An 11,553-nucleotide genomic window follows, 5' to 3' on the forward strand; every position below is an offset into this window, starting at 1 on the left:
ACGGAGAACACGCATGCAGCAGATCCCTCTCGGCTCTCAGGGCCTCGTCACGTCCGCCCTCGGGCTGGGATGCATGGGGATGAGCGCCTTCTACGGCGGCGCCACCGAAACCGGCTCCGCCGAGACCATCCGCCGAGCCCTCGACCTCGGGATCACCCTGTTCGACACCGCAGAAGCGTACGGACCGTTCGAGAACGAGAGGCTGCTCGGCCGTGTCCTCGGTGCCGACCGGGAACGCGCCGTCATCGCGTCGAAGTTCGCCACCGACTTCACCGACGACGGCACACCGATCGGCCTCGACGGGTCCCCGGAGCACGCACGCCGCGCGATCGACCGGTCTCTCAGCCACCTCGGTGCCGACCACGTCGACCTCTGGTACCTGCACCGGGCAGACCCGAACGTCCCGATCGAGGACACCGTCGGCGCGATGGGCGAAGCCGTGACCGCCGGAAAAGCCCGCTACATCGGGGTCTCCGAGACCTCGGCCGAGACCCTGCGCCGTGCGCACGCGACGTTCCCGATCACGGCGATCCAGTCCGAGTACAGCCTCTTCGAGCGCGACGCCGAACACAACGGCGTCCTCGACACCGCCTCGGAGCTCGGCATCGGGTTCGTGCCCTTCTCGCCGCTCGGCCGCGGGTTCCTCTCCGGCACCCTCACCCGCAAGGACGACCTCCCCGAGGACGACGCACGGCGGAACCTCCCCCGCTTCTCCGACGAGGCCATCAACGCGAACTTGCGCGTCGTCGAGGCACTGAAGGTCATCGCTGACGAGCAGGGCGTCACGACCGCGCAGCTCGCAATCGCATGGCTGATGCAGGCCGGCACCGTCCCGATCCCCGGGACCACGAAGGTCTCTCGGGTCGAGGAGAACATCGCCGCTGCCGACATCGCCCTCAACCCTGGCGATCTCGAGCGCATCGCGGCGGTCTCCCCGCACGGCGTGGCCGTCGGTACCCGCAACACCGAAGCAGGGATGGCACGCGACCGCGGCTGAGCCAGACCGAACGGTCGGGATTGCCCTCGGGGACGCCCGAGCCTCGACTGATGGCTCTTTCGGCAGAACGACAGTGTGCGGTCCGACGCGTGAGGCCACAGCACGAGAAGGACTCCGGCGACGACGACTCCGATTCCGGACCAGCCACGTCCATGTCCACGTCCACGTCCACGTCCACGTGGTCGACTTCGCCGTCGACACCCCTGGGGCGCGTAACGTCCCGGTTTTGACGCAGCGCGGTGACCCCGGGTGGTCGTTCCTCATCTGGTCCCGAACGGCCATCGCGGCTGCCGCTGCCATCGGCGGCATCGTGGTCCTTGTGTCGGACCCGTCTGCGGCTGGAGTGGGAGTGGCGCTTCTCGTCCTGGGCGTCGGCATGCTGGCGCTGCTGTACGTCGTCCAACGCCGAGGCAGGTACTGACCGGGAAAGCGTCCAGCGTCCGAACAGGGAGCTGCTGAAGCAGCGCGTTCGCTCATTCGGGCGGGAGTCCACCTTCGGCCGGACAACTGAGCGGACAGCTCCGATCACGAGGTCGGATCGACGGTGCGGGGTCGGACCGGGTCTGCGAACCGCCGACAGCTCGGGCCCTCCGCTCGGAGCGGGGCGACCGCTACGACGTCCGGAATCCGCCAGCCGCTGTGTCCATGCACCGCGAGACTCGGCGGGCACGCGAACCACGCGGCCCCGACAGAGAGCAGCCCGTGCACCACACCCGAATCGACCCCGCGATCCTCTACTTCGGCACGCCGGTCGTGCTCCTGAGCACCATCGACGAGGACGGCGTGACGAACACAGCCCCGATGTCGTCGGTGTTCTGGCTCGGACACACCGCCGTACTCGGGATGGGCGGCCGGTCCCAGACCGCCAAGAACCTGCTGGCCACCGGAGAGTGCGTCATCAACCTGCCCTCTGCCCCGCTCGTCTCCGCCGTGGACGCCCTCGCACTCACCACCGGACGCGATCCAGTCCCTGCCGGAAAGGAAGGGGTCGGCTACCGCCACGTGGCGGACAAGCTCGCGGCAAGCGGCCTGCACGGGCAACTTGGGGACACCGTCCGCGCTGAGCGGATCGAGGAGTGCCCCGTGAACCTCGAGGCAGTCGTCGCCAGCGCGCGCACGCTCGGGGGTCAGGACCCGGGTGACGACGCGACGTTCCTGTTCGAAGCCGAGGTCTCCCGCGTCCACGTGCACGAGGACATCCGGGCAGCGGGGACGACGAATCGCATCGACCCGGACCGATGGCGCCCGCTCATCATGTCGTTCCAGCGCTTCTACGGCCTGTCCGGAGAACTGCGACCGTCGAGACTCGCCACGATCGACGAGGGTTGGTATCGGTGAGGCCTTGCACGCTGGACGGGAGGCGCGGTGCCAGCTGGCACCGCGCCTCCCGTCCGGCGGTGGTCCGGACCACCGCAGCGCGCTCGCCGGCGGGGCTCAGTGAGCCTCCACCCCTGTCGGCCGGAGGAGCCCCAGGAACGCGAGGTCGTCCGCGACCTTCGTGATGAGTGCGCGGTCGAGGGACGGGATGTCCGGCGCACCCAGCGGGCGGACCGACCGGACGGCCTCCGAGAACGCGTGGGCGGGCACGGACGACCCGGCGTGCGGTTCCTCGGGCGCGGCGAAGGCGTGCAGGAGCGGCAGGACCGAACGCGCCCGGTCGTCGTCGGGCAGCGCGTCCAGTGCCTGGCGGAACCGGTCCAGCCACTGCCCGTGATCGGGGATGCGCTCGATGTCGTGGCCGTCGTCGATGAGCCAGTCGACGAAGGTGTCGAGCGAGACACCGTCGTCGTGCGGGTTCACGACGTTGAACGTGTGGTGCCCCTGGGCGACGGACGCGCCGATCTCGTTGATCGCCGCGGCCGTGAAGTCGGCGGGCAGCCCGTCGTAGTGGGACGGCAGCCGCTCACCGTCGGCGCCCAGCCGGACGAACGACCCCGGTGCCAGCCCGGTGCTCAGCACGCTCCAGATCAGTCGGGTGAAGACGTCGGGCAGGTTCACCTGGCCGCGCCAGCGCGGGTGCGCCAGCACCATGTCCGAGCGGAACACGGCCACGGGGACGCCGTACTGCTCGTGGGCGTCGTGCAGCAGCACCTCGCTCGCCCACTTGCTGGCGCCGTACCCGTTGGCGTACTCGTCGGCGACGGTCCACTCGGGGATGGTCGTGCGGATGTCGGCGTCCTCGTCGAGTGCGCCGGGTGCGGACGGGTCGGCGTCGGCGGAAGCGGTGCCTCGTGCACCGCCCGCGACGGCGACGCTCGAGACGAAGGTGACCGGCACGCTGCCGGCTGCGACCGCCAGACGGATGACCTCGGCGGTGCCGACGACGTTCGGGCCGAACAGGGCCGGGTACGGCAGGACGTGGTTCACCAGGGCGGCGGCGTGTGCGACCAGGTCCACGCGGGCGGCCAGGTCGAGCCACCGCTGGTCGTCGAGGCCGAGGTGGTGTTCGCTGACGTCGCCGGCCAGCACCTCGAGCGACCCCGACAGGTCGGCGAAGCGCGCGGCGAACGCCGGATCGGCAGCGAACGCGGCCGACAGGCGGCGCCGGGCGTCGGCATCGTCCGCGCCACGCACGATGCACACCAGCGTTCCCCCGACCGGGGCGAGTCGTTCGAGCCAGTCGATGGCCATGAACCGGCCGAGGTAGCCGTTGGCTCCGGTGAGCAGGACGGTGCGGAGTCGCGACGGCGCTGCCGTGGCGCGGGCGACCGGTGTCGGTGCGCCGCCGAGCATCCGCTCGAGCCGCAGGTCGCTGGCGTGGAGCGTCGACGGGCTGGCACCGTGCACGCGGGTCACGGTCGGCCGGTCGTCGGAGGCGGAGCGCTCGACGAACGCGGCGACGGCGGCCAGGTCGTTCGTCGGGTCGGTGATCACGCCGACGGGGACGTCGGTGTCGAACACGTCCTCGAGGATCCCGGAGAAGGTCAGCGCCGAGAGCGAGTCCCCGCCGAGGTCCGAGAAGCGGGCAGCGGCGGCGGTCGCCGGCGGCACTTCTGCGCCGAGGAACTCGCGGGCCGCTCGGACCACGGTGTCGACCGTCGGCTCGTCGTCGGCGCGTTCGCGCAGGGCGGCGACGAGTGTGCCGCTCTGCTGCGCGTCGATGGCGTCGTACAGGGCGGTGACGCGCTCGCCGTACCGCTCGGTGATGCGCGGGCGCAGGAGCTTCCGGGCGTCGGAGTGCAGCCCGTTCTCGATGGTGAAGGGCTCTGGTTCGACGATCACGCCGCGGGGCACCTCGTAGGGGGCGAGACCGTGCTCGCGGGCGGTGCGCTGCAGGGCCGCGAGGACCTCGCGCTCCGACGACCCGGCGACCGACGGCACCACGACCGCGACCAGGAACGCGTGTCGGCTGTCGCCGTGCAGTGCGATCTGGTGCACCTCGGGAGTCCCGCCGTACGTCGCCTCGAGTGCGGCCACGGCGACGAACTCCCCTTGGGAGAGCTTGATGACGTTGTTCCGGCGGTCCAGGTACTCGTACGTGTCGGGTCCGGTCTGCGCCATGATGTCGCCGGTCCGGTAGAAGCCGTCCTGGTCGAAGACCGTGGCGGTGACGTCGGGCCGCTGGAAGTACCCCGCGATCACGGCGGTGCTCTTCACGAGCAGTTCACCGCGCGGGTGCGGGCGGTCGGTGACGTGGTACCCGAGCTCGGGGACGTCGACGAGCTTGTGTTCGGTGACGGGAGGCTGCTGGACGACTCCGTCCCGCAGGATGCTGCCCGCCTCGGTCGAGCCGTACAGGTCGTGCAGCGGGGTCCCGAGGCACTGCTCGATGTACGTGCGGAGCTCCGGGGTCAGCGGGGCGCTGGCGCAGATCGCCTGCCGGATCCGGCCGCCGAACGCCCGCTCGCGCAGGTCGGCCTGCACAGCGGCCCGGATCGCCGCCGTGTCCGTGCCGCCGGCTGCGAGTCTGCGCTGTTCCTCGCGGTCGCCCTCCTGCCGGACCATCTCCGCAACGCGGGGCACGAAGACGAACTCCGTCGGCGAGAAGGTCCGGAGGTCCTCGAAGAGCGTGGACAGGTCGGTCGAGGTCGCGAGTGCGACCGTTCCACCGCGGCCGAGGGTGGCGAGCACCGCGGCGCGGCCGGTGAGGTGGCTCATGGGGAGGTACGCGTAGCCGACGGTGTCCGCGGCCGCGGCCGTGTTCGTGGCCGTGTCACCGTTCTCGGCGGGGTCGGGCCGGAGCGCGTGCCACAGCCGCTCGACCATGGAGCGCGTGTACATCGCCCCCTTCGGCGTGCCGGTGCTGCCGGACGTGTAGAGCAGGAGTGCCAGGGGGTCCTCACCGCGCGCGGGGTGCCACGGCGTCGGACGCGGCAGCTCGGCACCCTGGGTGACGAGGTCCTCGAGCGTCAGGTCCATCCCGGAGCCGTCGCCGGTGCCGGTGCCGGCGCCGGTGCCGGTGCCGGTGCCGGTGCCGGTGCCGGTGCCGAGCAGCATCGTCCGCACGGAGCCGTCCGAGGTCGCGGCGACCGCCTGCGCCGTCGCAGACAGTTCCGCGGTCGCGGCGATCCAGACCGGCGCCGTCTCGTCGACGATCGACTGCAGTGCCCCGACGGGTGCGCTCGCCTGCAGCGGAACGCTCACCGCACCGAGGATCCACGACGCCAGGTCGAGTGTGATGACCTCGGCCGTCGCCGCACCGAGCACCGCGATCCGGTCCCCCGCCGACACGGTTCCCCCCAGCGCCGCTGCGAGCGCGGCGGCCCGGTCCCACAGCTCGCGGAAGCTCGTGTCCGTGACGGTCGCTCCGGACCGCTCCCGCAGCGCCGTGTGGTTCGCGTGCTGTACGAACACCGTCTCGATCGACGTGTCCTGTTGCTGCTGCTGACCCACCATGGTCGTCCTCTCCTCGTTCCTGTCGGCGCGCTCTTGCACACCGACTCCTGCGCACCGGCTTCAGCGCACCGGCGTCAGCGCTCGGCGAGCACGATGCCCGCCAGGGCCTTCCCCCGATCCAGCACCCACCTGCCGGTCCCCGTGAACTGCGGCCCGCGGCGCGCACGGGCGGTGAACGAACCGTCTGGCCGAAGCGCGACGTCCGCGCCGTCGATGCCGTACCACCCGCCGTGCGCCGACGTCCGTGCCTTCGCGACGGCTTCGGCGGCGGCGAACAGCACGCTGTCCGGACTCTCAACCCCGGAACGCCAGAGCGCTCCGAGGCCTGCGACGACGGGCGCGTTCCCCAGGTCCGCCACACGCGCGAGCACCCCGTCCGGCAGGGGCCGGGCAGGAGTTGCATCGATGCCGATCCCGGCATGGTCCGCACGTCGTCCCACCGCACACGCGCGGAGTCCGGCGCAGTGCGTGATGCTGCCGACGACTCCAGCCGGCCAGACCGGCGCTCCGCTCCGTGCGACCGGGATCGAAGCCCGTCGGAAGCCCATGACCGCCAGGGCCTGACGTCCGAGCACCCGTCCCGTCACGAACTCCGCGCGCCGCTCGGGCAGCGCGGTCGCGACCGCGTCACGCTCGTCGACGGCGAGGGGCCCGTCCAGATCGTCGTCGGCAGTCGTGACGACTACCGAGGCCGGGAGGACGGTCCTCCAGGGAGACCGCGCAACTAGTTGCATGATGCAATTAGATTCCCGTCACCTCGACGTTCCCCGGGTCCCCGGCGTGGAGCAGTCACGGTGGCCCCGTCGGCCATGCGGTGAACGCAGCGGGAGGCCCGACTCGGGCAGACCTGGGCTCAGTGCGCGGGCGCACCACCTGCACGAGCGCGCTCGGCCAGGCGTCGTTCGAGGGCGTCGAGGACCCGGCGCGCGGTCTCGAGCTCGTCATCGTCGATGGCGGTGCCCGCGGCTGACAGCATCACGCGGAAGTCGTCGTGCGCCACGCGCATCGCCTCGTGGCCCGCGCGCGTCAGCTCGAGGTGCAGGCTGCGGCGGTCGGCGGGGTGTTCGGCCCGGCGGACGAACCCGGCGTCGACGAGCCTGGTCGAGAGACCGGTGATGGCCGCCTTGGTGACCGCGAGCTCGACGGCGAGCTGCTTCGGGGTCATCGAACCGACTGCCGAGATGCGGAAGAGGGCACGGAGATCGAACTCGGACAGGCCGTGCCGCGCGGCCACGCGAGCGCGTTCGGCCTCGAGCGCCCGGAAGAAGCGCAGCGCGCTGTCGGGGAAGCCGTCGAGGACGTGTCGTTCGACGTCGTTGCGGTCGTTCATGGTCGTTCCGTCATCTACTTCGGTGATGCACCGACGATACCGGGAGGAAGATCGCGGGAAACCCTTTCGTACACGAGCTTGACAGTTTAGCATCTGTACCAAACGGGTCGAAGCCGGGGTACCCCTCCCCGACCGCCCGGATCAGGAGGACATCGTGATCCCCGACGCACTCACCCAAGGCCAGTTCGACACCGTCTACAACTTCCTGTCGCTGGTCATCGCCGCGCAGCTGTTCACGGCCGTGTTCCTGCTGGTCTCCCTTCCGCGGATACTCCCCCGCTACCGGCAGGCGATCACGGTGGCGATCGTCGTCTGCGGCATCGCCGCCTACCACTACTTCCGCATCTTCGACTCGTTCAAGGAGGCGTTCGTCACCAAGTCCGTCGGCGGCACCGGCACGTACACGCAGGCCGTCGGTGCCGGCTTCAACGAGGGCTACCGGTACGTCGACTGGCTGCTGACCGTCCCGCTGCTGCTGGTCGAGCTGGTGGCCATCCTTGCCCTCGCCCGCAAGGTCGAAGCCGGGCTGCTCCTGCGGCTCGTCCCCGCCTCGGCACTGATGATCCTGCTGGGGTACCCCGGCGAGATCAGCGGCGACAACGGGCTGCGCGGACTGTTCGGCGCCCTGTCGACGATCCCGTTCGCCTACATCCTGTTCATCCTGTTCTCGCAGCTCAGCAAGTCGCTCGCGACCCAGCCCGTGGCGGTGCGCGGCACACTCAGCCGTCTGCGGTTCCTGCTGCTGCTGAGTTGGGGCGTGTACCCGATCGCCTACCTCCTGCCCCTGCTCAACATCTCCGGGGCCGACGCCTGGGTCGCGAAGCAGGCGGGGTACTCCATCGCCGACATCGTCGCGAAGGCCGTCTACGCGCTCATCATCTTCCACGTCGCCAAGCTCAAGTCCTACGACGACGAGCCAGACTTCCGAGCGGTCGAGGGATCGAAGGCCGACGCCGTCGCGGGGAGATCAGCGCGACACGATGCGGACGTGCAGCACGACCACCCGGTGGACGCCTGACGCGCACGCGACTGACGATCTGTCCGCACCACCGTGACGGACGGGAGGCCCGGTGCCAGCTGCCACCGGGCCTCCCGTCCGGCGGTGGTCGCGAGCAGCGTCAGTGCTCGGATCCCCGCGTCACGACGAACGTGTCGAACAACGCCCGGCCGGAGGTGTCCCGGGTGCTCGCGTCGAGCATGATCCCGTCGCGACCAGCAGGAACGTCGATCGGGATGCGCACGGTGGTGCCGCAGCGCACGTCGGCTGCACCGATCTCCGAGCGGGGGTCGAGGGAGTCACCGTGCCCGCTGTGCTTCGCGGTGAAGTCGCGGATCGTGACGTGCACGGTCGTCGTGGACCGGCACACGACGAGCACGTCGTACGGGCCGGCGAGCTCGTCCTGCAGCGCGATGGCTGCTCGCGCTTCCTTCGCGTCCGCGTCGTCCACCTCGAGGCGTCCCCCGCCACCACCGTTGTCACCACTGAACCGTGTCGACATCTGGTCGAGCCAGTCGTGCCCGTAGTCCTTCGGGAGTCCGTCGTCGTGTCCGCCACTGCCGGTGCAGCCGCCGAGCAGGAGTGCAGCGCCCACGGCGAGTGCGGCGGTCGTCAGTTGACGGCGGGTGTTCTGCATGTGCCGATCATCCCGTGCAGGGCGCGCACCCTGCCACCCCGTCATCGCGGGGTCCAGCCTGCGGGGACGTCGACCAGGGCGCTGGTCGCGCCGACCCGAGGAACCCCGCCTAGAAGACCGCGATCGGGTTGACCGGGACGCCCGTCAGCCCCGGCAGGCGAGGTGGCGCGACGCTCAGCAGGAAGTGGAACCGCTGCAGCCGGTCGCACGTCGCGGCGAGGCCGTCGACGGCGGCGCTGTCGACCAGGGGCATCCCCAGCCGCGCCAGTCCCACCATGTGCAGTGGCATCGGGACGGTCGGGTCCACCGGGGGGAAGCTGTCGCTGACGTCACCGGCGTAGAGCGCGACGCCGTGGTCGTGCATCCAGGTGACCGCGTCGACGGTCATCCCGGGGCCGGGCTCGCCGTGGCCCCACGAGAACGTCCAGCCGCTCCGGACCACGAGGGCGTCCCCGGGTTCGACGGTGACGCCTTGCCGTGCGGCTGCCGCGTCGAGGTCGGCACCGGTGATCGGGTGCGAGGACGGCAGCGTGCCCTCCGGCGCCAGGTCGAGGAACACCCCGCGGGTGACGATCCCCTCCGCGAACGCCGACGTGGATCCGTGCTGGACCCCGCCCGCCGTCACGGCATCGCCGATCGGTCGGTTCGGGTACACGTGCCCGTCCACCGGCATGTGCGCCACCGCGTCCAGGTGCGTCAGCCCGGGGTGGTGGGGCGTCACGACGAGCACCTCCGACATCCCCATCGGCGGTGTGCCCGTGTGGAGCAGGGCCTGCTGCACCGGGGGCGACGGGGGTGCGGGTGCGGCGAACGGCCCGCCGAGCATCGACGCGGGTTCGGTGGCGAGCGCGAGCGACACCCACTCGCCGGTGTGCACTGCGGCGGCTGCGCGTGCGCGTGATGCGTCGTCGATCAGGTTGAGCGTGCCGAGTTCGTCGTCGGCACCCCACCGTCCACGGTTGTCGGGGAGGTCGGTGTGGGTCATGAGGTGGTCCGTCGTCTCGGTTCCGGCCCGCGAGCGCGAGCGCTCCGGGTACGATGAAGTAACAGGAACCTGCAACCTACTCCAAGTAACAGGAACCTGTTTGTGACGAACGGGAGGCGCAGCATGAGTGACGGTCACCAGCACGGTCTGGACGCGATCCTGGGGTGGAACGCCGTCAAGGTCGCACGGCTCATCGGCGCACAGATCACGTCGTCCTTGGCCGAGCAGGACCTGTCGCTCGTGCAGTTCGGTGTCCTGTCGACGCTGGCCAGCGGCGACGAACCGCTCACGACCGCGGAGATCGCCCGGGCGGTGTTCGTCCGGCCGCAGACGATGGCCGAGGTGTTGGACGGCATGGAGCGCCGCGCACTGATCAGCCGGCTCGGCACCCGCGCGCGCGGTCGGCGGAACCCCGTCGTCATCACCGACACGGGGCGATCCGCCTTCGACCAGGCGTACGCGATCGCCCTGCGCACCAACGACCTCAGCGGGTTCGGCCTGACTCCCGACGACAGCCGGAGGCTCAACGCGCTGCTCACGTCCGTCATCGACGGGGACACGTCCCGGTAGCCCACGCCACCAACGGGCGGGGACGGTTCCCCGGTGTTGCCCGTTAGCGGTTGTGTGTCACGACGGAGGCACCGACCTCACTCCGCCGATCGGCCACGTGTGGCAGTGCGCCCGGACGATCGCCTGGACGGTCTGGTCGCGCAGGTACGCCACACCAGCAGCGTTCGGGTGCAGCGCCCCGAACCTCAGCCCGTACGTCGTCCCGGTGACCGGCGTGCTACTCCCCGGCGTCACGTGATCCGTCAGGGTCAGCCCGGCGATCCAGGCCGATCCACCCGGAGCGCAGGCCGTGTGCGCCGCCGAGCCCGCAAGCGTCGGGACGTACGTGAACCCCCGGGCCCGTGCGGCTGCCTGGATCGCTGTGTCGAGCTCGACCTGGGTCGTGTTGAAGTAGGCGGTGTCGACGGCCGTGAACGGGAAGGCATTCTGTGGGAAGGGCGGCTCGAGCCCGGAGTCACCGATGATGCTCGAGAAACACCCCTTCGGCGACTGCGCCGAGCTCGGCGCGATCATCGGGTACCCGACCACGAACACCTTCGCTCGCGGCGCACGCTGGGCGATCAGCCGGAACGTCTGCGCGAGCCGAGGCGCGACCGTGTCGTGGATGCGCGCGGCGAGACCGTCCCGCTCGACGCCGTCGACCACCGGCGCGTAGTGGTCCTTGCAGTGGTCGTAGCTGACGCCGTCGATGTCCGACAGCAGCGGGCCGTCCGCGCCCAACGCGAGACACTTCGTGATCACGTCGGTGAACCCGAGGTCGTTCCCACCGATCGAGATCGTGACGACGTCGGTGCTGGCCGACAGCGCGTCGACCTGCGCGGGCGCGATCCCGGCACCGGTCGGCTGCGGCACGTGCGTGACGTTGTCCGTCGTGGCGCCGGCGCAGGCTCGGTCGTCGAGTTCGAGCCCCAGCGATGCCGCCACCTGGTGCGGGTAGTCAGTCGTGGACTGGTAGCAGCCGACCGCCGGGCCCGCGGTGTACGGCGCGACACCGAAGCCGCCCGCGTACGAGTCCCCGAGCGCCACGTAGTGCAGGCCACGGGACGACGGCGCAGATGCCACCGACGGGCCGTTGCCAGCGGAGTCGGCAACAGCCGCGGCAACCGGCCCGGTCACCCCGAGGGCGAGCGACGCAGCCGTGAGGATCCAGCCGGTGACCAACAACACCCTGGTCGGATGCAGACGAGGAGCGTGGCGCATG

Annotated in this window: 10 protein-coding genes; 4 read left to right on the forward strand and 6 right to left on the reverse strand. The window is 70.9% G+C overall.

Translation table 11 applies throughout. The features are described 5' to 3' along the window. The first annotated feature begins 13 nt into the window (after positions 1–13). The gene (locus ACLBWP_RS03015; RefSeq protein ID WP_447653983.1) at positions 14–997 is read left to right on the forward strand and encodes an aldo/keto reductase; all 984 of its coding nucleotides are present in this window, start codon (positions 14–16) and stop codon (positions 995–997) included. 702 nt (positions 998–1,699) lie between these two features. After that, positions 1,700–2,335, forward strand: coding sequence for a flavin reductase family protein (locus ACLBWP_RS03020; RefSeq protein ID WP_447653984.1), 636 nt, complete (start codon positions 1,700–1,702; stop codon positions 2,333–2,335). A gap of 96 nt (positions 2,336–2,431) precedes the next feature. On the opposite strand, the gene car is transcribed toward ACLBWP_RS03020, so the two are convergent. From car to ACLBWP_RS03035, 3 genes are all read right to left on the reverse strand, one after another. Further along, the gene (car, locus tag ACLBWP_RS03025; RefSeq protein WP_447653985.1) at positions 2,432–5,833 is read right to left on the reverse strand and encodes a carboxylic acid reductase; all 3,402 of its coding nucleotides are present in this window, start codon (positions 5,831–5,833) and stop codon (positions 2,432–2,434) included. Between the two features lie 74 nt (positions 5,834–5,907). After that, positions 5,908–6,567, reverse strand: a complete 660-nt coding sequence (locus ACLBWP_RS03030) for a 4'-phosphopantetheinyl transferase family protein (RefSeq protein ID WP_447653986.1) — start codon at positions 6,565–6,567, stop codon at positions 5,908–5,910. A 119-nt stretch (positions 6,568–6,686) separates the two neighbouring features. Further along, positions 6,687–7,163, reverse strand: a complete 477-nt coding sequence (locus tag ACLBWP_RS03035) for a MarR family winged helix-turn-helix transcriptional regulator (protein WP_447653987.1) — start codon at positions 7,161–7,163, stop codon at positions 6,687–6,689. Positions 7,164–7,317: 154 nt separating this feature from the next. Between ACLBWP_RS03035 and ACLBWP_RS03040 the strand changes: the two genes are divergently transcribed. Then, positions 7,318–8,181: a bacteriorhodopsin-like gene (locus ACLBWP_RS03040; RefSeq protein WP_447653988.1), complete on the forward strand. Its 864-nt coding sequence runs from the start codon at positions 7,318–7,320 to the stop codon at positions 8,179–8,181. Positions 8,182–8,281: 100 nt separating this feature from the next. Here the strand turns inward: ACLBWP_RS03040 and ACLBWP_RS03045 are convergent, their stop codons facing one another. Beyond that, positions 8,282–8,797 (reverse strand): hypothetical protein, encoded by a 516-nt coding sequence (locus tag ACLBWP_RS03045; protein WP_447653989.1) that lies wholly within the window; start codon positions 8,795–8,797, stop codon positions 8,282–8,284. 109 nt (positions 8,798–8,906) lie between these two features. Further along, positions 8,907–9,782, reverse strand: coding sequence for a cyclase family protein (locus ACLBWP_RS03050; protein ID WP_447653990.1), 876 nt, complete (start codon positions 9,780–9,782; stop codon positions 8,907–8,909). A 123-nt stretch (positions 9,783–9,905) separates the two neighbouring features. On the opposite strand from ACLBWP_RS03050, the gene ACLBWP_RS03055 reads away from it, so the two are divergent. Further along, entirely contained in the window at positions 9,906–10,352 is a 447-nt protein-coding gene (locus ACLBWP_RS03055; RefSeq protein ID WP_447653991.1) for a MarR family winged helix-turn-helix transcriptional regulator, read from the forward strand. Positions 10,353–10,409: 57 nt separating this feature from the next. Here the strand turns inward: ACLBWP_RS03055 and ACLBWP_RS03060 are convergent, their stop codons facing one another. Further along, a complete protein-coding gene (locus ACLBWP_RS03060) occupies positions 10,410–11,552 on the reverse strand; it encodes an SGNH/GDSL hydrolase family protein (protein WP_447653992.1) in 1,143 nt (380 codons plus the stop codon). Between the last annotated feature and the right edge of the window lies 1 nt (position 11,553).

This window comes from Microbacterium sp. M1A1_1b, from assembly GCF_053345565.1.